This is a genomic window from Levilactobacillus brevis (assembly GCA_021383565.1).
GTDB lineage: Bacteria > Bacillota > Bacilli > Lactobacillales > Lactobacillaceae > Levilactobacillus > Levilactobacillus brevis_B.
Genome location: CP079699.1, coordinates 689,155 through 710,678, shown reverse-complemented (window position 1 = coordinate 710,678; position 21,524 = coordinate 689,155). Strand labels below are relative to the sequence as shown.

Genomic DNA, 21,524 nt, shown 5'->3' with positions numbered 1-21,524 from the left:
AAATTTATGTAAAATAATTAAAAAAATCTTCGAAACTAGCCCCGTTTAGCCCCAAAAATGATAGAATAAGTAACGTGAATTTTATTCAATATGCAGAAAGGAGTGCTCCCATGAATTATTCCGCTTGCACCAGTATTTTAATCGGTGCCCAAGCCACGACGGATGGTTCGGTTATGATTGGCCGGAATGAAGACGCCAAGGCCGCTTGGCCCAAGCATTTCGTCGTCCATCCCGCTCGTACCGCAGCCATCCCGCAGCAGTTCGTCAGCACGGACAACGGCTTCACCATGCCCTTGCCCCTGACGGCCGCCAAGTATACCGCCACCCCCGAATGGACCGATAAATACGGCTTGTTCGAGGAAGACGGCATCAATGCGTACGGCGTGGCGATGAGTGCCACCGAGAGTACCTACTCTAACGAACGCGTCTTAGGCGCCGATCCCCTGGTTAAGGATGGGATTGGTGAGGAGGCCATGGTGACCGTGGTTCTGCCTTACGTCAAGACCGCTAGAGCCGGTGTCGCTCGCTTAGGCCAACTCGTCGAACACTACGGGACCAGCGAATCCAACGGCATTTTATTTGCCGATCAACACGAAGCCTGGTACCTGGAAACGGGGGCCGGCCACTATTGGGTCGCCCAGCGCATTCCAGACAACGGTTACGCTGTCGTGGCCAATCAGATGGCCATTCAGGACGTGGATTTTCAGGATAGCGAAAACTTTATGTTTGCGCGTCACCTGCGTGAATTTGTCGCCGACAACCACCTGAACCCGTCGCGTCACCGCTTCAGCTGGCGCGATATCTTCGGAACGCAGGACCAATCCGACCTGTACTATAACACCCCACGGGTCTGGTACGGTCAACGGCGGTTTAATCCCGAGATTGCGCAAGACCCACAATCGTTCGACTTGCCATTTATTCAATACGCCGATCATTTATTGAGCATTGACGACGCGCAGGGCTATCTCAGTAGTCATTTTGAAGAAACGCCCTACGATCCGGTGGGCTCCGGCACTGCGGAACAGCGCAAACGGTTCCGGCCCGTCAGTCTGGCCAAGACGCAGGAATCACACGTCCTTCAGCTCCGGCCCGACATGGACCCAGCTCTGGCCGGCATTCAGTGGTTAGCCATGGGTGTCGGTGCGCAGAGCGTCTACGTGCCGTTCTACGCCGGTATCGACAGTACACCGGCCGCCTACCGTTTAGGCGAAGCCACCTACGATCCGCAATCCGCCTATTGGGTCTACAAGCTAGTCAGCGTCTTGCTCGACGCCCACTATCACGAAGCCTGGCCGACCGTTAGCGCGGTGCAAAAGGACTTACGGATCGCGTTTAAACAATCCGTTCAACAGACCGATGCCGTGGGGCAACAGCTCAGCGGTCTCGAACTCAGCCATTATTTGACACAACAAGCCAACGATAACGCCGCATTGGGAATTCGACGTTACCGTGAGCTCGCGGCCACCCTGATCACCCAAGCAACTGACCTGGGCCCGCTCAACTATCACCAAGATTTGAATTTATAAACAGAGTCGGCACTAGCCATCACTAGTCCGCACTAAATATGGGAGATATTAATCTAATGGAAAAGCAAAAGAAGATTGGACTCTTCAGTCTGATCTTAATGATTTTTTCGGCCATCTACGGTTTCGCCAACGGGACCGTGGCCTACGACCAAATGGGCTACGCCAGTATCATCTGGTACGTCCTCGCCGCTTTATTCTTCTTTCTGCCTAGCGCGTTGATGCTGGCAGAATACGGGTCCACCTTTAAGGAGGCCAAGGGGGGAATCTACTCCTGGCTAGCCGAATCCATCGGTGAAAAGATGGCCTTTATCGGAACCTTCATCTGGCTGTCCTCATGGATCATCTGGATGCTGTCCACGTCCACAAAGGTCTGGATTCCACTATCAACCCTGATTTCCGGGAGCGACCAGACGCAGACCTGGGGAATTCTAGGCTTGAGTTCCACGCAAACCATCGGGATTCTCGGGATCGTGTGGATCTTAGCGGTCACCTTCTTCGCTACTCGCGGTGTCAGCTCCATCGCCAAGATTTCCTCATTGGGTGGAATCTTCGTAATGGGTCTGACCATCCTGTTCTTCATCGCCAGCATCCTGATCTGGTTCTTAAACGGCGGTCAACTCGCCGAACCAGTCAACGGCTTACACAGCTTCATCGCCTCACCGAACCCGCAATTCCAGTCCCCGATGGCCCTGCTGTCGTTCGTGATTTATGCCGTCTTTGCTTACGCCGGCATGGAATCCATGGGCGGGATCACCGATAGTATGGATAAACCGGAAAAAACCTTTCCTAAGGGGCTGATCATTTCCACGATTACCATCACCATCGCCTACTCCCTGTCCATCTTCCTTTGGGGGATCAGTGCCAACTGGCATGACGTCCTCGGTAGTGGTTCCGTTAACTTGGGGAACATTACTTATGTACTGATGAATAACTTGGGGCTGGTCATGGGACACGCCCTAAACCTCTCTCACGGGACTTCCGTGTTGATTGGGGACGTCTTAGCGCGGTTAACCGGGTTGAGTATGTTCATGGCTTACCTGGGGTCCTTCTTCGTGCTGGTCTACTCGCCACTGAAATCCTTTATCTTAGGATCTTCACCAAAATTATGGCCGAAGAAGATGACGCGCCTCAACAAGGCTGGCGTGCCGGCTTACTCCATGTGGATTCAAGCCACCGTCGTTGCCGTCTTCATCTTCTTTGTTTCCTTCGGGGGCTCCGCTGCCAAGGAATTCTACCAAATCTTAACTAACATGGCCAACGTGTCCACGTCGGCACCGTACCTCTTCTTGATTGGGGCCTTCCCCTTCTTCAAGAAACGGACGGACTTGGAACGGCCATTCGTGGTCTACAAGAACAAGGTCTTCACGAATATCATCGTGGGTATCGTGCTCTTGGTTCTGATTGCCGGCATCGTCTTTACCTGCCTCCAACCAATCCTGGACGCCGATTACAAGACCGCCTTCTGGACGATTATCGGCCCCATCTTCTTCGGAGCCGTCGCTTGGATCTTCTACCGTAACGCTGAGAAGCGGTCGGCTAAGGAGAATGCCACGGCGAACGACGAAGATTAATCATGATTTTAAAAAAGTTCTCTGAAGTGAACCCCTCGAATTGGAGTAAATCCAACTCGAGGGGTTTTACTATGTTTTCAGCTAAAATAAAACAACAAGTCTTAACTAAATATCTTCAAGGAAAATCGCCACAAAAATTAATGCAAGAGTATGGGATCAAAGGCTCCGCGACCATTTATCAATGGTTAGCCAATTTTAAATTGTTTGGTATTCCGGGCTTGGAGAACCATTCAGAGAAGACTTTTTACGACTATTCCTTTAAAATTAAAGTCATCAAATGGCGACAGACTCATCATGCCTCATATCCAGCTACAGCAAGCCACTTCCGCCTAAAGAACCCAGTTACAATATGGGATTGGGAGCGAAAGCTGATTGAAGGACGTTTGAAGCCATTCAAAGGACGGTCTTTAAAAGTGACAGACAAATCAAAGGATTCTAAAACACTCAAACAACTTCAAGAAGAGAATGAAATTTTACGCATTCGGGTAGCCTACTTGGAAAAACTCGAAGCCTTAGCACAGAAAAAATCTCAAACCAAGAAAAAGCCCAGCTAATCACTGAGCTAAGGTGTAAATTCAACGTCAAATTAGTTGTGGTATTGAAAGCGGCCAAGATGTCGAGCAGTAGCTATCATGATGCTTGTCATCGTAAGTATCAAAACACCTCTTCAACGTTAGTTGAAGAGGTCAAAAAGATTCGACAAAACAATCCAGACTATGGTTATCGCACTGTAACCTTAGCACTTAGGAATAAAGGCATACTGGTCAATCATAAGGCGGTTTTGAGAATCATGCGCGAAAATAATTTATTGTGCACTGCCTTTAAACGGCAAACAAAGAAGTACAACTCGTATAAAGGTACTGTCGGTAAAATCGCTAGAAACCGTCTAAACCGCAACTTTAAGACCAATCGCCCTTTTCAAAAAATCGTGACTGATGTCACCGAAGTGCGTTGGGGTCATCAGACCGTCAATGAACGTGCATACTTCACTGCCTACATTGATCTTTATAACGGAGAAATTCTTGAGTGGGCAATTAGTCAGCATCCAACAGTTAAATTCGTCACTGATCCCTTAGAACGCCTTATAGTAAGAAGACCCAAAGTGCCTTATCGAATGACTATTCACTCGGATCAAGGATTCCAGTACCAGAACTGTCGATATATCAGTATTCTCAAAGAAGCTCGAGTCTTTCAAAGCATGAGCCGCAAGGCCACATGCCTTGATAACGCCGTAGCAGAGAGTATTTTCCACATTCTCAAGGTAGGGACTGTTCATAATCACAGTTATAGCAGTTATCAAGAGCTTGCGGCAGCAATAACCGAATACGTAGATTATTACAATTACCACCGGATAAAAACAAAATTGGCCGGCATGTCCCCGGTAAAATACCGGGAACATGCCAGCCAATTAGTAGCTTAGAAATTCACTCCAATTTATGGGGTTCACTTCACTCAGGCATTATGTCTGGGAACTTTTTTTTCGGCTAAATTTGATTCAAGCCTAAAGGTTGAAAGCTATAAAACAGCTAGAATCCGTAGTGTGACAAGGACGCCATCCACTATAATATGTTAGTCGCGTACTGGCCGCCTTACCGTCGCCGCAACGTCCGATCCGGCGCATGTCCAATAAATAAGGGCACCCGCTCCTCGACAACGTCGCTAAATTCCAAGCCGTACCAGTGCTGAGGTGACAGGCTGACCCGCTGCAGCAGGAGCCGACCGCCAATCAGCAATCGATCCCCCGCCGGCAAATCATCTTGGGCACCCAAATCCTGAAATTGTTGATTGAGGATGACAAATTTAAAGTTACCGACCTGCCGCCTTGGCTCGCTCGAATAGCGCGGTGTCTGATCCGGCAAGACCCCCGTTGCCAACAAGTCATTGACAATCTGACGGAGGTAGACATTTAAGCGCTGGGGCTTCTTAAAGCCCAGGTACAGCTGCACGTCCATCACGTTATCCGTTCCTAACGTTTCCACGGTATAACTGCATTCATACGGCGTATCGGCCTCGTTGACCGTCACAAACCAGTAGACCGTCGCCCGCTTCGGCTGTTGGTCCAGAATCGAGTAGACCACCGCTCGTTTAATCTCATGATCCGGCGTCACCCGACCCACGTAAACCAGATTCGTCGCAAACAGCGGCACCTGATCGTCACGACTCAACGCCGTTAACTGCGGTAGAAAATCCAATAGCGAGACGCGTTCGGACTCCTCCACATGGGCACTGCGTCGCTGATTGCCGTAATACCAGAACACCATGACGGTGAGAATGACCAGCGTCAAACATAGCGTCACGTACCCGCCGTGGACGAATTTGGCCAGACTCGCCAGTAAGAAGAGACTTTCCAGCAGGCCAAACGCGCTCACGAAGACCGTCGCCACCAGCCGATGTCCCCGTTGCCGCAGAAACGCGTGCAACAGCAGCGTCGTCATCAGCATGGTAATCGTAATCGCCAGACCATAGGCGGCCTCCATGTTACTCGAGGTCCGGAAGAACCAGACGATGCTCAACGTGACGCCACACAGGAGCCAATTAACCGTTGAAATGTAGAGCTGGCTAATTTCATTGCCCGGAAACTTGATACGCAATCGCGGCAAGAGCTTGAGGCCCATGGCTTCATGCACCAGCGTATAGGACCCGGTAATCAGGGCCTGTGACGCAATAATTGCCGCCACGGTTGCAATGCCAATCGCAAACAGCCGCCAGTTGGCCGGCACCATCGCGTAGAAAGGGTTGACCAACCGATTGACGCCCGGCGCATCGGCGTGGCGAATCATCCACGCTCCCTGGCCCAGATAGCTGAGCATCAACATCAGATAGACAAACGGCCAGGTCCCGTAGATGTTGCGTTTGCCGACCTGCCCCATATCCGAATACAGGGCCTCCGCACCGGTTGTGGCCAGAAAGATACTTCCCAAGATGAAGATGCCTTGCCGATTCTCGGGGCTCACCAGAAAAGCCAGCGCGTACGTCGGCGACAGAGCCCGAAGAATCGCCGGATAGGCCGCCAAATTGTACAGACCCACCAAGCCGATGAAGCTAAACCAAATCAACATGAGGGGCCCAAACGACCAGCCGATGAGCTGGGTTCCCAACCGCTGGACCAGAAAGAGACCGACTAGAATCCCCGTGACTACCAGCAAGACCCAGCCCTGCGCGTCACCGAAATGAAATGCCCCAAACGTCTGGTTCTTCAAGCCCTCAACCGCCGAGGTCACGGTCACCGCGGGCGTCAACGTCCCGTCGGCCAATAAAGCCGCCCCGCCAATTAGCGCCGGAAAGATCAGCCATTTGGCATGATTGCGAACCAACGCATACAGGGCGAAAATGCCGCCTTCATGCCGGTTATCGGCGCGCATCGCCAACAGAATGTATTTCACCGTGGTAATCAACATTAATGTCCAAAAAATCAGTGAAATACTCCCCAGCATGACGGGGGTCATCGTGGCCAACTCGTGCCGGCCCGCCTGATCGATAATCGCATTCATGACGTAAAGGGGCGAGGTGCCAATATCGCCGTAAACGATGCCCAGCGTAATCAGCATCCCCACCCCAGTGAGTTTTTGTGTCGTTAACCGCATCGCATCGCCCCCCTACAACCACCGATGGGTGACTAACCGGTGGCGCAACTCGCCTAAGACCAAGATGCCCACCGTCGCCACTAGCCAAACCACACCCATGCCCATGGCATCCGTCTGTCCGCTAAAGTGCCCGGCGACGTGCCTGATGTGGAAGAAGGGCATCCCCAATAGATTTAAGGTGTAGTGGGTCACGCCGGACGCATGAACGTAGGCGTAAGTGCTCGAGATAATCAACGACAGCAAGCCTGCCGAAACAATCAAGCCACCAACCACTTCAATTGTGAGTCGCACCGCTGTCTTGGACATGTCACATTCCCCCTCTTTCCCGTCCATCATACTGAAGTCCCCGGTGAAAACCAATCTGGGAGACTGGCTTAAGGAAGTATCTAACCAAATTAATTGATGGCTGAACGAGTGATGGGATAAAACGATTTTTTATTTTATTGGGTCAAAACCTGCAACAAAATGAGTAAAAAATACATTAGTAATAAGTAGAGGCACAAAAAAAATCGCCCGCCATTCCTACGAATGGGCGAGCGACTTTCAAATCTAAGAAACTCCGGCTTGCTAAACAATTTCTCTGAATCTCTTTATTAGCATCTCTTAAACTCTAAGAAGTAACTATACACGATAAAGTCTGATTCGTCAAGGCTTATTTCGGTGAAACTTGGTACTGATACCTCGGGAACCCGCATAGGTCGCTGCAAATGGAGCCAAAATAAGATTGGTAGCGAATGTCGACAACAAAATACAACGCGTGTAATTATCGTTCAAAAAAGAGGCCCAATTCATAAACGGATTGAACCTCTCAAATTTTCTTCAACATCGGTTGGCCAGACACTAAGGCATTTCTAGTCTAATGACGACTGTCACCTTACATCATTCACTAGTGCCGACGACGGAAGACAAATGGTACAGCCAATAATGCCAACAGTACTTCTCCTAAATAAATCAGGAAGTTCTCATTCTTTTGTCCCGTTTGCGGTAACTTCTTTTCCTGCTGAATGTGCGTACGTTTGGTTTCTGCAAGATTACGTGCGTGCCCTGCATTGGAAATTGCTGACGGCTGTGAATAACGACTATTCAACTCATTAGCAGTTTGTCGGGTAAAGAATGGCATTGGGGTAAACGTTTACGCTAAAGTGAAGCCTGATCGTTCAGTCTTATTGCACAGTTTCCTCTGAATAATAATCATCGCCTCATCCCAAATATACAAAACTATAATCACCTTCGTCATCGTTAGTAAGACTAAAATCATCAAAATTTTAATCAAAATAGACGTTTTTTTCATGATTTCCCCCCCATTTCCCGCTCTCCACTGAAAAAAAACATCTGGCCAGATACCCAACTAATTCAGGCTTGAATGGGCTTTCATCAAAAAGCTAAGCCTTGCAATCTAAATCCTAGACGAGTAGACTCCAAAATATGGCTGAATTTTCAGTCAATTTTTTAGTATAAATGCAACATGCCATATACTAATTTATTGAGGTGAACGCAGATTAGTGATAGGTCTTGCATTATAATGTGACATGCCATATACATTTTAAGTCATTATTGAGGAGTGTGGAGAATGAAACATAAGTTGTTAACTGGTGGTGCCCTAGCCGCCGGATTGGTCCTGCCCGTGGTTTGTGCCGGACTGGTCATCCATTCGCTATGGGACCCGTTCGGCCAGACCGGTCAGTTACCGGTAGCCGTCGTGAATGAGGATCGCCCGGTTACCTACCAAGGCAAACGCCTGGCGGTGGGCCAACAGGTTGTGCATCAACTCAAGCATAATCACAAGTTGGGGTGGAAGTTCCTTTCCGCCAAGGAGGCCGCCACGGGCATGCGTCACAATCGGTATTATACCGTCGTTACCATCCCCGCTAACTTCTCACAGCGCGCCACGACCGTGACCTCTCGTCATCCCCAAAAGATGCGCCTCGCCTACAAAACCAACGACTCGTTGAACTATATCGGTGAGATTATCAGCCAATCGGGCGCCGCGGAATTAAATTCCGCCGTCAAACGGGCCGTGACCAAGGCCTACGCACTGAGTATGTTTGACCAGATCAAAGCCAGCGGACGCGGTTTTCAAACGGCCGCCCACGGGGCCACGCAACTCAAGGATGGAACCGTCACGCTGGCAGACGGGATGAATACCTACACGACCGGCGTCAACAAAATTAACAACGGCTTACTTCAACTGACCACGAAAGTTCAGCAATTGCCAACAGGGGTTCACCGCCTGTCCGCGGGCGCCGATCAGTTGTCGACCGGGCTGCGGACCCTGCAGGCCCAAACCCAACCGTTAGCCAGCGGGGTTGCCCAGCTATCCGCCGGGGCTAACCAAGTTTCAACCGGTTCTTCAACGTTAGCCGGCGGTCTGCAGCAACTGACCACCAAGACATCTCCCCTGACCAGTGGCGTTAACCGGTTAAATAACGGTTCCGCGCAGGTCACGGCCGGACTGAAAAAGCTCAATCGCCAGACGGGTACCCTGGCCTCCGGCGTGGTCCAACTGGCCGATGGCAGTCAAGTGCTGGCCACGAGCACGACCAAATACGTCAACGGCGTCTATCAGGTCCACACGGGCTTACAACAGCTGGACACGAATGGTCAAACGCTAGCCGATGCCGTCTCTAAGTTAAGCGATGGTTCCTCATCATTAGCCAGTCAAGTGGCCGCGGGACAGGCCGGTGTCAACCGGTTGGGAACCGCCATGACTAGCTTAAAGGACCAAGCCGCTAGCGGGACCGCCACCCTGCAAACCCAAGGCGATTGGTTACAGCAGAAACTTCAAACGGATTTAGCGACTTTAGCCGGCACGCTCACCAATGGTAGCGCATCGTCCGCCAAAGTGCAGGCCGTCCAAGCCACGCTGACCCAGCTGCAAGACACCGCAACCTCGACCAGTACCCCCAAGGTCTCACAGGCGGCGACAAAATTAAAAACGGCGGTCGCCCAGTTGGATCAGCCCCAAGCAGCCTCGCACTCGACCGGGATGACCCAAGCCGAAATCGACGCCAAGGTTGCCACTGTGGCCAAGGAAACGAAGATGACCGCGGCGCAGAAGACTGCCATGACCTCAGCCTTAGCGAATGCCGGTCAAAGTCAGCCAACCACCACAACGCGTTCGAACACGACCGCTGCCAAGTCAGCCGTCACGGCGGCCGCCAATGAGCTCGCCCAAGCGAGTGCCACGGCCACGCCAAGTACGTCAACCACGTCAAAGACAGTCGACACGTTAAAACGTGAGGTAGCGGCTTTGGCCCCAACCGACAAGACGACGCCTTCGACCGCTCTGCTACAGGTCATGCAAGACGCCCAGCAACTCAAGACGCTCTTCACCAATATCACGGGCGCGATGACCCAGCAAAATCAAGCACTAAACCAACTCAATAGTGCCGTTAACACCAATGACGACGCCCTCGTCAAGCAGTACGGCACCCTCGTTAGCGGCACCCAAACATTGGCCGGCGGTTTAACACAGGTCAATCAAAAGGTTCCAGCTTTCACCACTGGCGTGCAGCAATTGCTTGCCGGCAGTCAGCAACTCGCCACCAACGGTCCGGCACTGGTCAGCGGCTCCCAACAACTGGCGAGTGGAACCGCTAAATTCAAAGGTGAGTTACCGGCCCTAACTGGTGGCGTGACACAACTCCTCAATGGGTCACTCACGCTTACCAACGGATTGGACCTTTTAAACGGTCAGCTCCCCGCCTTAACCGGTGGCATGGGCCAGTTGGTCGCTGGCGCTGGCCGGCTGACCACGGGAACCCACCAATTGTCTAACGGCTTGAGCCAGCTCAACGGTCAAGTTCCGGCTTTGACTGCCGGTGTTTCAAAGTTGGCCAACGGCGGCACGCAACTCAGTGGTGGGCTCCAATCCCTGAATCAGCAGGCTCCCCAACTAGTCGCTGGCGTCAACCAACTATCGACTGGTTCGCAGAAGTTAGCCGCCAACACCCCTAAGCTAATGGCGGGCACCCAACAGCTCCAACGAGGCAACGGTAAACTAGCCACGGCCTTACAAGGCGGCGCCAAGCAGGTGAAGGCCACACCATTGACGACCCAAACGGCCAATATGTTTGCCTCGGCCTCTACCTTGGCTCATGAGCGTTTCAGTTACGTGCCAAACTTCGGCCACGCCATCGCACCATTTGTGGTTTCGCTCTTAACCTTCCTGGGGCTGACCGGCTTAGTCGTCTGGTTCGATTATCGTAAACAGCTACACACGCCACGGCAATTGGCCAACTTAACGGGCTGGGTCCTGTTACAGTCCCTGATTACCAGTGCCGGCATGGCCATCATGCTCCATGCGGCCCAACCGTTTACCTTCATGGCCTTAACCGGACTCTTCGCCCTAGCCGTCCTTGTCGTTGAACTCGTGCTGCGGTTCTTCATCGGTCGTCTGGCCGTTCTGGTCATCGGTGTCCTGTTCTTCTTACAGCTCTGCGTCGCCAACGGCATCTTCCCGGTTCAAACCGTGAAGACGCTCTACGCCCCGCTGGCGAAGTTCCTACCAGTCACGTACGCCAACCTAGGACTGACGCAAGCCCTCAGTGGGACCGGCATTAGCTCCGCGGTTCTGACCATGGGGATTACCGCCGCCGTCGTCATCATTCTGATTGGCGGCGCGCTGATTGGGTTCAAGCTCATGCGGCCCCATGCAACGGCAATCGATGACTCGCGAGACTAATCTTTAAAGGGATTCGCATTCCTAACGCCTATAGTAAAGAAAAGCAGACCAATCGGTGATAACCTCACTGGTTGGTCTGCTTTGTCTTGCCTTTTAAACTTTATGACACTGGCTTAAATCTTCAACTCTGTTTTTACTTTAGGCGTTTCACAGCAACGACTGTGCCTTTATGAATACAATCCGATACAAATTTTGTCACAGAAAAAGACCAACCACCGAAGTGATTGGTCTTTGATCTGTAACTAGTTGCGACGGCGTTCTGGGATCCGCGCTGCCTTACCGTTAAGTTCACGGAGGTAGTACAGCTTAGCACGACGTACACGACCTTGACGAATAACGTCAATCTTAGCAACACGTGGGGAGTGTAATGGGAAGATCCGTTCCACACCGACACCGTTACTCATCTTACGTACCGTGTAAGTTGCTTGGATGCCAGCACCCTTACGCTTGATTACGACACCTTCGAACAACTGGATCCGTTCGCGGGTACCTTCGACGATCCGGGCGTGAACCCGAACAGTGTCTCCGGCACGGAAGTCTGGAACATCGTCCCGTAATTGTTCTTGGTTGATCTTAGCAATTAAAGTATTTTGGCGCATAATTAATTCTATCCTTTCGCCAACACTCATTCTCAGTTTCGACAGCGGAATGTTGTTTTTGTGGCTAAACAGCCAAAAGTAAGTGTATCATATCTCGAAATGCCTGTAAAGGTTATTTTCTTGACTCCTGTTCAGCGGCCTGACGCTCTTCCTCTTCAATCCGAACGTCCGCCAGTAAATGTTTCTGTTCCTTGGTCAGCTTACTATGGTCGATGAGGTCCGGCCGACGCGTGTAGGTCCGCCGTAGGGCTTCTTTTTGCCGCCATTCATCAATCTTGCCGTGATTACCGCTGATGAGGACATCCGGCACCTTCATGCCGCGGAAATCGGCTGGTCGCGTGTATTGCGGGTATTCCAGCAGACCGGAAGAAAAGGAATCTCCGGGCGCAGATTCTTCGTTGCCCAGCACGCCGGGTAAGAGGCGCACCGTAGCATCAATCATGACCATCGAGGCCAATTCGCCCCCCGTCAGGACGAAATCCCCTAAGGAGACCTCATCCGTCACGAGTGAGCGAATCCGCTCGTCATAGCCCTCGTAGTGGCCACACAGGAAGGTTAAATGTTCCTCGTGGGCAAACTCTTCGGCCACGTGCTGATTAAAGGTCACGCCAGCAGGGTCCATTAGGATAACGCGTCCCTTGGGTAACCCCTCGGCCGCGGCCTGTTCTTGCGTAGCCTTCACGGCATCGAAGATCGGTTGGGGTTGTAGCAACATCCCCGCGCCGCCACCGAATGGATAGTCATCCACGTTGCCGTGCTTGTTGGTCGAATAGTCCCGAAAGTTCGTGACAGGCATGGTCAGATGGCCATTTTCAATGGCTTTACCCACGATGGAGTCGTGCATCGGGCCGGAAAACATATCGGGAAATAAACTTAATACATCGATTCGCATTACTCGAGTCCCTCCATCAATTCTACCGTGACCTGGTGCTGGTCCAGATCAACGTTTTTGACGACTTGGTCAATCTTGGGCAAGAGCAAGTCGTCCTTACCCGGCCGGTCGACGACCCACACGTCGTTGGCGCCCGGCGACAAGATTTCTTTAATCGTTCCCAGCTTCTCGCCGTCTTCGGTCACGACGTCCAAGCCGACAATCTGATGATAGTAATATTCACCGGGTTGGAGTTGGTCGTCTTTCAACTGGTCATCGGTGACCTTCAGCGTGCTCTGCTTATAGATTTCCACATCGTTAATCGACGGCTTACCCGCAAAACTCAATAGATAGAAGTTCTTATGGGGCCGTTCGGAAGCGACCGTGAGCTTAACCGGCTGGCTCTGTCCCTTTTGAAAGGCGTAGAGCGTGGAACCGACCGCAAACCGACTCTCTGGAAAATCGGTGATGGCGACCACGCGAACTTCCCCTTTGATGCCGTGCGTGTTGACGATGGTCCCGACTGTGTAATATGCCATCTGACTGGCCTCCTTGTTCTTTAACTTTTTTTGTTTACTTCATTTAAATGGTGTGTTGTTCTGGCAACTGTAGTTGTACATCCGCCTTACCCACAACGTGGCCTGCGGCAGCCAGCAATTCCGCCTGCTGTGGGGACCGGATTCAGCCAAAGAACGGGCTTCCGCCTCGCTTGGAAGCCTTACACACCCCGTAAGTCTCCCAAGTCGTCCCACGGTCTAAGCTGGCCAAGAACGCCAGCTAACACCGTTGTCACGGCTGGCTCCATTACTGGCCTCCTCCGGCGAGGTGGTCAGTCCCACCACGCTTACAGTCACTCGTGTGAGGCGCATTCAATAGAATGGATATCCACTACTCAGCCGTGGGATTTTCTAAGTGTTTTTCTTAGAGAATGGCGACTTGGAAACACCGGACTTTGGTGGTTCCAAGCGAGCGTCAAGACCGCTCCTCAGGCTCGACGCGTCCCCACCGCGTTCCAGCTCATATTTTGCGAACGGCAAGGCGGCAACGGAAAGAAACCATTTTATTGGTGACGAATTGTCAAGTCAAGCGCAACTTTATTCCAAAGAAAATTTCTGATGGACTCTTCCAGCCTAAGACCTTACGTGGTCGGTTATTTAATGTTTCAATGAACTGACAAATATCTTGGTCAGTGAGTTGATCTAAATCAGTTCCTTTTGGGAAATACTCACGAATAAGACCATTTGTATTCTCGTTAGTTCCCCGTTGCTGTGGTGCGTGTGGATCTGGAAAATAGACCGGAATACCTAGCTCTTGACTAACTTCACGATATCTTGCGAATTCAGTCCCACGATCCGGCGTAAGCGTACGAACTCGTTTGGGCGTCACAGTATGCAATAAGTCAATCATAGCTTGTGTAACGTTCTTGGCGTTTACTTTGGAAACTCGTTGAGATAGTAAGTAACGTGATTTACGGTCCACCAACGTAACTAAAGCTGAACGTCCAGTCTTACCTCGAACGGTGTCACCTTCCCAATGGCCAAACCAGCTCCGGTTATCACACGACACTGGCCGCTCATGGACTGAAGGAACATCATTAAACCGCCCCCGTCGTTCATTGATTGTTCCTTTGACCTTGCGAGTTTTGCCACGATGGCGGAGTTTACGGGCAAAACCACGAGCGCCACGACTCTTACGTTTAATTCCCAAATTATCACGTTCAATTCCGCGATAAATGGTGTTGTAACTAATTCGCCATCCACTATTTTCGTGAAGTAAACGCCCTGAGATTTGTTCGGGAGACCATTGGTATTGAACGATGCAGCGAAGGACAAAATCTCGTAATTTCAGGTCAGTTAGGAGTCTAGGACGGCGGCTCTTCAGTCGGCGCCTTTGGTAGCTCTCTTGTGCTTTGACAGCTGAGTATGCATCACGACCGCCATTGCGTGTAACTTCACGTGATACAGTGGCTTTAGAACAGCCAATTTTCTCCGCAATAACTTGATAGCTATCGTTTAAAGTGACGCCTAACAGTATGCATTCTCGGTCTTTTAAGGTAAGATGTTTGTACGAACTCATAGCCTAAAATCTCCTTTAAATGATTGTTGTGGTGACTTCATTTTACAGGACTCAGGCTATGAGTTCCTTTTTTATCTTCTTACTTGTTGCACTTCAATTGTAAATTCGTCGTACAAAAAAACTCGAGGAAACGTTGCCGCCTCACTCGAGAGTCTTTGTCGGGCGGTCATCAATGATGAGTCGTACCCGTTTATTGCCTTGAACGCGAACGCTGTAGACGATCGTACGAATCGCCTGCGCCACGCGGCCTTGTTTACCGATCACCCGCCCGATATCGTCCGGATGAACGGTTAACCGATATTCATAGAACCGGTCCGTCTCCGCTGGTGTAATCACCAACGCTTCGGGATGTTCCACGAGTGGGCTAACAATTGCTAGAATTAATGCCTTAAAATCGGTCATGGCTAATCACTACTTTTTAGTGTATTTAGCTTCGTGGTATTGCTTCATGATACCAGCGTTGGAGAGTAAAGTCTTAACCGTATCTGAAGGTTGAGCACCGTTGTTCAACCAGTTCATGATAGATTCTTCCTTCAACGTAATTGAAGCAGGTTGGGTAACTGGATTGTACGTTCCGACTTGTTCGATGAAACGGCCATCACGAGGACTCCGTGAGTCGGCAACCACAATCCGGTAGAATGGACGCTTCTTAGAGCCCATCCGCTTTAAACGAATCTTAACTGACATGTAGACACCTCCTGTATTTCTTTCAACGTGTAATAATATACCAGTTTCTGGATATGATGTAAAGGGTTTTTTCTTTACACCTCGAAATTATTCAAAAGGACGCTGTAACCAGGCCCGATCATCCGCAGTTAAAAACTGCTGATTCGCGGCAATCCAGCGTTGAACGGCCCCGTAATCGGTGAAGTCTAATTTAACCTTACTGACCCCCGCTTCCTGCAAATCCTGAGCAAAACGCAGGTCGGCTACGGTGATTGGTGCCTGAAACAGCGGATTTTCCATCGCCCGGCTCCCCCACTCGTTGGCCAGAATGGCTTGGGCATTACGATAAGCCGCCGTTTGTTTAATCAGCGCCCTAAGCTCGTCGGCCGTTAATTGTTGTGTCATGACTCTTGCCTCCTTATCGCCCGCCATTGCGGATCGGTCGCTAGGCTCACGACCGTTCCCGGTGCGTGTTTCACCGAAAAGGCCGTCTCTGGACTGGTCAGTAGCCAGATCACGGGGACCGGTAACGTCGGTTGGACCCGTTGTTCGCCGTAACCGTCCGTCAAGATGAGCACCAGCTGTCCGGTGGCCCCCCGTAACAACCGTGGGAGCGCATCGAAGACGGCTTGAAACCGGGTACCTCCACCACCCGTGCGTATCAGGTGCTGGGGCCGCCGCTGGAGACTAAAGCGCCGTTTAGGGTCCACGACCGTATCAAACGGATAAACAGTCACCTGCGCGGGATAAACGACCAATAACGTGGCCAATTGCCCGAGGAGGTAGCTAATCTCCCGGTTGCCCATCGAACCCGACTCGTCCACGAACACAGAAATTTCTTGCCAGGTCTGCACAATCTGTCCCGGCAATTCCATGCGCGCGGGTTGACGTCGATTAAAACGACCAAATGCCGGCTGTCGCCCCGCTGGTACCTGGCCCAGACCGCGCTTGAGCAACTGACGCCAATCCAAGGGGTGTTCCGCAATCGTCGGCGTCAGTGCGGCCTGCATGGTCCCCGGTAAGGTCCCGCGTTGCTTAGCCGTCAGGGAATCGGCCGTTCGCTGGAAGAGCTGCTTGCGCCACCGCTCTCGATTAGCCGCCGCGGTCGCATCGGCCTGCTGCCACGCCGTATGGCCGTCTAGGGCACTGGGCTCAGTACCCGAGTCCCCCCGGCGCCGGGCCACCGCAGCCCCCGGATTGGCCGGGCCACCAACCGGAAGATCCTTAGCCGCCTGCTTGTGGCGGGCTTGCCACGCGCGTAATTGGCGGAAATACACGGCCGAATCCTGTTGGCGTAAAACCGGCTGTCCGATTAACTGCTGGAGCTTTTGACTGGTAATCGCCGTAGCCGGAAGATCCGTCAGATAGTCGTTGACGGCCGCATCGGTCGCCCAGCGTACCAGTCCGGCCTGAGCCGGCGTCTTGAGTGCTGTGGCGTAGCGCTGCGGGTGCTGCCACAACAGATGTAAGACCGTATGCCGCAACATGGCTAGCCACTGAGCCCCCGTCCACTGTTGTTGACTAATGGCTTGCGGCGTCAACCGGAGTCGCCAGTCCGTTGCCGTGGGCCGCAAGCTCAACGGCGAGCGGTCCGTGCCGATTTCTACGGCCAGTTGGCTAAGCACCCGGCCGTAGAAGGGATCGGTCTGTAAAAGATACATCACGGCATTTTGGTAGGCCCGCTGGGTTGTCACCGCCTGTTGTGCCGGGGCTGCCGTGGCAATGCGTTTTAGATCCTGCGTTAAACTCGTCATCCCCTACACCTCGATCTGACTTCCACGCTGGCCAATGGCCGTGAGTTGCTGGTACAGTTGAGCCACCCCCGGCGCCGTAGCCGTCACCGCCGCGAGTTGTTCAAACAACTGGGGCGTATCGGCCATCGCCTGGGCGATCGCAAACTGACCATCGGCGGGACATCCCGCCAACAGCTCACTGAACCGCTGCGCGTAGCTTCCCGTGGTCAACGGCCAGTTTGCCTGAGCGTCTAGACACAAGCGTAAAATCTGCTGTTGCTGGGCCGGCGCAAGGGTCTTAAAAGTCGCCGGAGCCGTGGCCTCTTGATAGGCCTGTTCAACGGTTAGCCCCGGACGCTGTTCCTGGACGTACCCGGCAAACGCCGTCCCGACCGTCATACCCAAATTTCCCTGCATAATTGCCGTCATGACCGCCGTTTGACCGAAGAGCTGTTGCCGGTCTAATTCCCGCAGTGCCTGCGAGACGCGCACCCAGGCCCGCGGGGTGGGTTGCAAGTCATCGTCCGCCGTGGCGGTATTCGTCGCAACCACGTGTAAATCAGCGGGATTCTCCGCCAAATAGTCCGTGACCAGCGGCGTAATCCGCGGCGTGCCATCCACCGACTGTGTCGCCCACTGCAGCCACGTATCCGCATCCGCCGTCAGCACCAGCCGAGTTGTCCGGTCGGCAATCGCGGCATCTCCCGGTGTCACGCCGTAGTGGCTCTGCTCGAAGCCGGTCATGGTAGCGTCCGGATTTTCCGCCAGAACTAAATGCACCTGCTCTGGCAACGTCAACGTGTTAATTTGCCGCTGTAAGACCAGATTCATCAGTTCGCTCTGCACCGCCTGTGTTCCGCGGTTGAATTCATCCAGAAACCAGATAATTTCCTGGTTCGGATGGGCCTCGGCGTAGCGAATCATCGCAACCAACGTGTGGGAGTAGCCGAACTGTACATCGGCCAATGACCCGTATTTGGCCGTCTGGACGAAGGAGTCGCTAGTCAGTGGTGGCACGGGAATCACCAGATCCCCCTTTTCTACTAAACTAACCACCGTGGTGAACAGCTTTGCTCCGCGTTGACGCGCCAGATCGGCGACCAGCGCCGACTTCCCAATTCCGGCTTCCCCCACGATGGTCGGTACGCTACCACTCGCTAGAATTACATTCGTTGCCTGTAAACAGGCTTGATACGTCAATGCCACGACCTTCACTCCAATCTATGATCGTCTGATAAATAAAAACGGCGGTCGCTCAGGTAAACGACCCCCATTTTTAAATTCGGTCAGTCAACCAGCTATTACGCTTATTTTACCACGCGTCGCTGGAAGAACTTAACGATTTCTACAATCACAATCATCATCAATGAGGCGCCAAGGACAATACTCCACTGGAACAGGCTCAGGGCGGCCACGTGGAACATGCTGTTTAAGCCCGGTACCAGAATAGTCATGGCCAACAGGGCAAAGGCAATCACGATCGCCCAGTTGAAGAACTTATTCCGGAACAGACCGACCGTAAAGATCGACCCGTGAATCGACTTAGAGTTAAACGCATGGAAGAGTTGAATCAGTCCCAACGTGGCGAAGGCCATGGTCAAGGCGTCGGCGTGGGCCAGGTTGGCCGCCTGGTGAACGGGGTACGTGATGGCCATCCAGTAGACGAACAGCGTGATGCCCCCTTCGAGCAGACCCTGGTAGAGAATTCCTCCGAAAACCCCGCCCGAGAAGAAGTTCGATTTACGCCCCCGTGGCGGCTGCTTCATAATGTTGCGCTCCATCGGTTCAATCCCCAAGGCAATCGCCGGCAGCGTATCGGTCACTAGGTTAATCCACAAGATGTGCACCGGTGCCAAGATCTGCCAGCCCAGGATGGTCATCATGAAGAGCGTCAAAACTTCCCCCAGGTTGGCGGACAATAGGTACTGGATGGCCTTTTGAATGTTCGCAAAGACCTTCCGTCCCTCTTCGACCGCAACCACAATCGTGGAGAAGTTATCGTCAGCCAGCACCATATCACTGGCCCCCTTGGAAACCTCGGTCCCGGTGATGCCCATCCCAATCCCGATGTCGGCGGCCTTCAATGCGGGCGCATCGTTGACCCCGTCACCAGTCATGGCAACGACCTTACCGTGCTGTTGCCAAGCGTTGACGATACGGACCTTGTGTTCCGGCGCCACTCGCGCGTAGACGGCAAAATCCTTCACTCGTTTGGCAAAAGTGGCGTCGTCCATCTCGTCGAGTTCGGCCCCGGTCACGACCGCGGCGGTATCGTCTTTTTCCATGATGCCTAGCCGCGTCGCAATGGCGGCGGCCGTATCCTTATGGTCCCCGGTAATCATTAGCGGTCGAATGCCGGCCGCCTTGGCATCGGCTACGGCCTGCTCAACCTCTGGCCGTTCGGGGTCAATCATCCCCACCATGCCGGCGAAGACCAGCTCATTTTCCACCCGTTCGCTGGTCAGATCGTTCGGCACCGCGTCGACAATCCGATAGGCAAAGGCCAGCACCCGGAGTGCTTGGGTCGCCATTTCATGGTTCGTAGTCAAGATGGTCTGTCGATCAGTATCGGTCAGGGGGACCACTTGGCCATCCCGCGCTAAGTGTGTGACCCGTTTCAGCAGTTCATCCGGCGCCCCCTTGACCGCAACCAGAAAGTGATCGGCGGCTAGCGGATGAATCGTGGACATTAATTTCCGTTCGGAATCAAAGGGAATCTCGGCCACCCGTGGCAATGTCCCCAGGACGTCCTCGACCGGGTAGTGCCGGTCCAGTTGGTATTGGACCAACGCCGTTTCCGTTGGGTCCCCCGCCAAACCCTCGTCGGTCATCTTGGTGTCGTTACTCAAAATCATAGTCTGCGCCAACCGGTTATCTCGCGCAAAGTCCACCGTGTGCGCATCGGTCAACCGTAAGTCTTGGTAAACCTTCTCTACCGTCATCTTGTTTTGGGTCAACGTCCCGGTCTTGTCGGACGCAATGATATCGGTGCTCCCAAGCGTTTCCACCGCCGGCAACTTCCGGACGATGGCGTGGCGCTTGGCCATCCGTTGGGTCCCCAACGCCAGCGTAATGGTCACGATGGCGGGCAAGCCCTCGGGGATGGCGGCCACGGCCAGGGAAATCGCCGTCAGCAGCATGTCAATCAGGCTTTCGGCCTGACGCCACATCCCCATGACAAACACGATGGCGGCAATGATCAGAATGAGAATGGTCAACGACTTCCCGAGTTGCGTCAGGTTAGCCTGCAACGGCGTGGTCGTCTCGTCGGCGTCTTCGATCATCCCGGCGATGCGGCCCACCTCGGTCTGCATACCCGTGGCAACGACGACTCCGGTGGCCCGGCCATAGGTGACGTTGCTATTCATGAACGCCATGTTCGACCGATCTCCGATGGCCAGGTCGCTAGCCGTCAGGCGGTCATCACGCTTCTCAACCGGGACGGACTCCCCGGTTAACGCCGACTCCTCGACTTTAAGCGAACCAACCTCGGTCAACCGCAGATCGGCGGGGATAATGTCCCCGGCTTCCAGCAACACGATATCACCAACCACCAGCTCGTCACTCTTGACGGTCGTGACCACGTTGTCCCGCCGAACCGTGGCGTTGGGTGCCGACATTTCCTTTAGCGCGTTGATGGCTTCCTCGGCCTTAGCCTCCTGGAAGACCCCGAAGATGGCGTTTAAGACGACCACAATCAGGATGATGATGGCGTCGACAACTTCCCCGGTCAGGCCGGCGATCAGAGCCGCCACCAGCAGGACAATAATCATGAAATCTTTGAATTGCGCGATGAACTTCTGGAGCAGTGACGTGGTCTTCTGCTGATTCAACGCGTTCTTGCCGTCTCGGGCCAATCGTTCTTGCACGGTAGCGGCACTCAGCCCGTGATCATCCGTCTGTAGGGCCTGGTAAATAGTGGATACAGGTTGTTGGTAAATTGGGATCTTGGCCATTTTCCATTTCCTCCTATGGTGTGCGTGACCTCATTTTAGTTAACGCGTCCCCATGGTTAATGCCCATGATGACTGGTTAAAAAAATGAGGCCTACGCATGCACACAAAAAATTGTGAACACACATAAGTCTCACTATTTAAGACAATACCGGATTGGCTTCTTGCTGACGATATTGCCGCAGAGATTCCTGCTAGTTACTCCCTTATGAATTGCTTTAGGGGTAGTATACCGGATTAATCGCCCGGCGTCTACCTTTT

Annotated in this window: 18 protein-coding genes; 5 read left to right on the top strand and 13 right to left on the bottom strand. The window is 52.8% G+C overall.

From position 1 onward, the window contains the following. The first annotated feature begins 110 nt into the window (after nucleotides 1–110). The 4 genes from KB236_03400 to KB236_03385 all read left to right on the top strand — a co-directional run bounded on the left by KB236_03400 (nucleotide 111) and on the right by KB236_03385 (nucleotide 4,517). Complete coding sequence (locus tag KB236_03400; protein ID UIF29797.1) at nucleotides 111–1,526, top strand: C69 family dipeptidase; 1,416 nt, start codon at nucleotides 111–113, stop codon at nucleotides 1,524–1,526. Nucleotides 1,527–1,582: 56 nt separating this feature from the next. Beyond that, nucleotides 1,583–3,097, top strand: a complete 1,515-nt coding sequence (gene yjeM, locus KB236_03395; GenBank protein UIF29796.1) for a glutamate/gamma-aminobutyrate family transporter YjeM — start codon at nucleotides 1,583–1,585, stop codon at nucleotides 3,095–3,097. A gap of 71 nt (nucleotides 3,098–3,168) precedes the next feature. Then, nucleotides 3,169–3,651 (top strand): helix-turn-helix domain-containing protein, encoded by a 483-nt coding sequence (locus tag KB236_03390; GenBank protein UIF29795.1) that lies wholly within the window; start codon nucleotides 3,169–3,171, stop codon nucleotides 3,649–3,651. Continuing rightward, nucleotides 3,624–4,517 carry an IS3 family transposase gene (locus tag KB236_03385; protein UIF30276.1) on the top strand — a complete coding sequence of 298 codons (894 nt, stop codon included), beginning with the start codon at nucleotides 3,624–3,626 and terminating at the stop codon, nucleotides 4,515–4,517. Before KB236_03390 ends, KB236_03385 begins: the two co-directional genes overlap by 28 nt. A gap of 169 nt (nucleotides 4,518–4,686) precedes the next feature. Here KB236_03385 and KB236_03380 read toward each other — a convergent pair whose 3' ends face one another. From KB236_03380 to KB236_03370, 3 genes are all read right to left on the bottom strand, one after another. After that, nucleotides 4,687–6,681, bottom strand: coding sequence for a KUP/HAK/KT family potassium transporter (locus KB236_03380; GenBank protein ID UIF29794.1), 1,995 nt, complete (start codon nucleotides 6,679–6,681; stop codon nucleotides 4,687–4,689). Between the two features lie 12 nt (nucleotides 6,682–6,693). Next, nucleotides 6,694–6,987, bottom strand: coding sequence for an LlsX family protein (locus KB236_03375; protein ID UIF29793.1), 294 nt, complete (start codon nucleotides 6,985–6,987; stop codon nucleotides 6,694–6,696). Between the two features lie 580 nt (nucleotides 6,988–7,567). Continuing rightward, nucleotides 7,568–7,801, bottom strand: a complete 234-nt coding sequence (locus KB236_03370) for an LPXTG cell wall anchor domain-containing protein (GenBank protein ID UIF29792.1) — start codon at nucleotides 7,799–7,801, stop codon at nucleotides 7,568–7,570. Between the two features lie 450 nt (nucleotides 7,802–8,251). Between KB236_03370 and KB236_03365 the strand changes: the two genes are divergently transcribed. Then, a complete protein-coding gene (locus KB236_03365) occupies nucleotides 8,252–11,365 on the top strand; it encodes a YhgE/Pip family protein (protein ID UIF29791.1) in 3,114 nt (1,037 codons plus the stop codon). A 242-nt stretch (nucleotides 11,366–11,607) separates the two neighbouring features. Here the strand turns inward: KB236_03365 and rplS are convergent, their stop codons facing one another. The 10 genes from rplS to KB236_03315 all read right to left on the bottom strand — a co-directional run bounded on the left by rplS (nucleotide 11,608) and on the right by KB236_03315 (nucleotide 21,266). Further along, on the bottom strand, nucleotides 11,608–11,964 hold the full coding sequence (gene rplS / locus KB236_03360; protein UIF29790.1) for a 50S ribosomal protein L19: 357 nt from the start codon (nucleotides 11,962–11,964) through the stop codon (nucleotides 11,608–11,610). A 112-nt stretch (nucleotides 11,965–12,076) separates the two neighbouring features. Beyond that, nucleotides 12,077–12,856, bottom strand: a complete 780-nt coding sequence (gene trmD, locus KB236_03355) for a tRNA (guanosine(37)-N1)-methyltransferase TrmD (protein ID UIF29789.1) — start codon at nucleotides 12,854–12,856, stop codon at nucleotides 12,077–12,079. Next, on the bottom strand, nucleotides 12,856–13,374 hold the full coding sequence (gene rimM, locus KB236_03350) for a ribosome maturation factor RimM (GenBank protein ID UIF29788.1): 519 nt from the start codon (nucleotides 13,372–13,374) through the stop codon (nucleotides 12,856–12,858). Before rimM ends, trmD begins: the two co-directional genes overlap by 1 nt. Nucleotides 13,375–13,912: 538 nt before the next feature. Then, nucleotides 13,913–14,911 carry an IS30 family transposase gene (locus tag KB236_03345; protein UIF29787.1) on the bottom strand — a complete coding sequence of 333 codons (999 nt, stop codon included), beginning with the start codon at nucleotides 14,909–14,911 and terminating at the stop codon, nucleotides 13,913–13,915. A 141-nt stretch (nucleotides 14,912–15,052) separates the two neighbouring features. Next, on the bottom strand, nucleotides 15,053–15,313 hold the full coding sequence (locus KB236_03340; protein ID UIF29786.1) for a KH domain-containing protein: 261 nt from the start codon (nucleotides 15,311–15,313) through the stop codon (nucleotides 15,053–15,055). Between the two features lie 9 nt (nucleotides 15,314–15,322). Next, nucleotides 15,323–15,598: a 30S ribosomal protein S16 gene (gene rpsP / locus KB236_03335; protein ID UIF29785.1), complete on the bottom strand. Its 276-nt coding sequence runs from the start codon at nucleotides 15,596–15,598 to the stop codon at nucleotides 15,323–15,325. 87 nt (nucleotides 15,599–15,685) lie between these two features. Next, complete coding sequence (locus KB236_03330) at nucleotides 15,686–15,982, bottom strand: hypothetical protein (protein UIF29784.1); 297 nt, start codon at nucleotides 15,980–15,982, stop codon at nucleotides 15,686–15,688. After that, the gene (locus tag KB236_03325; GenBank protein ID UIF29783.1) at nucleotides 15,979–17,331 is read right to left on the bottom strand and encodes a hypothetical protein; all 1,353 of its coding nucleotides are present in this window, start codon (nucleotides 17,329–17,331) and stop codon (nucleotides 15,979–15,981) included. Before KB236_03325 ends, KB236_03330 begins: the two co-directional genes overlap by 4 nt. A 3-nt stretch (nucleotides 17,332–17,334) precedes the next feature. Continuing rightward, nucleotides 17,335–18,516, bottom strand: a complete 1,182-nt coding sequence (locus tag KB236_03320; protein UIF29782.1) for an ATP-binding protein — start codon at nucleotides 18,514–18,516, stop codon at nucleotides 17,335–17,337. Nucleotides 18,517–18,617: 101 nt separating this feature from the next. Then, entirely contained in the window at nucleotides 18,618–21,266 is a 2,649-nt protein-coding gene (locus KB236_03315; protein ID UIF29781.1) for a cation-translocating P-type ATPase, read from the bottom strand. Nucleotides 21,267–21,524: the final 258 nt, after the last annotated feature.

Bases quoted from the DNA above. Each gene is read 5' to 3' on its own strand.
- KB236_03375 (UIF29793.1), bottom strand. From the start codon at position 6,987: ATGTCCAAGACAGCGGTGCGACTCACAATTGAAGTGGTTGGTGGCTTG.
- rplS (UIF29790.1), bottom strand. From the start codon at position 11,964: ATGCGCCAAAATACTTTAATTGCTAAGATCAACCAAGAACAATTACGG.
- KB236_03340 (UIF29786.1), bottom strand. From the start codon at position 15,313: ATGACCGATTTTAAGGCATTAATTCTAGCAATTGTTAGCCCACTCGTG.
- KB236_03390 (UIF29795.1), top strand. From the start codon at position 3,169: ATGTTTTCAGCTAAAATAAAACAACAAGTCTTAACTAAATATCTTCAA.
- KB236_03400 (UIF29797.1), top strand. From the start codon at position 111: ATGAATTATTCCGCTTGCACCAGTATTTTAATCGGTGCCCAAGCCACG.
- KB236_03370 (UIF29792.1), bottom strand. From the start codon at position 7,801: ATGCCATTCTTTACCCGACAAACTGCTAATGAGTTGAATAGTCGTTAT.
- yjeM (UIF29796.1), top strand. From the start codon at position 1,583: ATGGAAAAGCAAAAGAAGATTGGACTCTTCAGTCTGATCTTAATGATT.
- KB236_03380 (UIF29794.1), bottom strand. From the start codon at position 6,681: ATGCGGTTAACGACACAAAAACTCACTGGGGTGGGGATGCTGATTACG.
- rpsP (UIF29785.1), bottom strand. From the start codon at position 15,598: ATGTCAGTTAAGATTCGTTTAAAGCGGATGGGCTCTAAGAAGCGTCCA.
- KB236_03365 (UIF29791.1), top strand. From the start codon at position 8,252: ATGAAACATAAGTTGTTAACTGGTGGTGCCCTAGCCGCCGGATTGGTC.
- KB236_03345 (UIF29787.1), bottom strand. From the start codon at position 14,911: ATGAGTTCGTACAAACATCTTACCTTAAAAGACCGAGAATGCATACTG.
- KB236_03330 (UIF29784.1), bottom strand. From the start codon at position 15,982: ATGACACAACAATTAACGGCCGACGAGCTTAGGGCGCTGATTAAACAA.
- KB236_03315 (UIF29781.1), bottom strand. From the start codon at position 21,266: ATGGCCAAGATCCCAATTTACCAACAACCTGTATCCACTATTTACCAG.
- KB236_03325 (UIF29783.1), bottom strand. From the start codon at position 17,331: ATGACGAGTTTAACGCAGGATCTAAAACGCATTGCCACGGCAGCCCCG.
- trmD (UIF29789.1), bottom strand. From the start codon at position 12,856: ATGCGAATCGATGTATTAAGTTTATTTCCCGATATGTTTTCCGGCCCG.
- rimM (UIF29788.1), bottom strand. From the start codon at position 13,374: ATGGCATATTACACAGTCGGGACCATCGTCAACACGCACGGCATCAAA.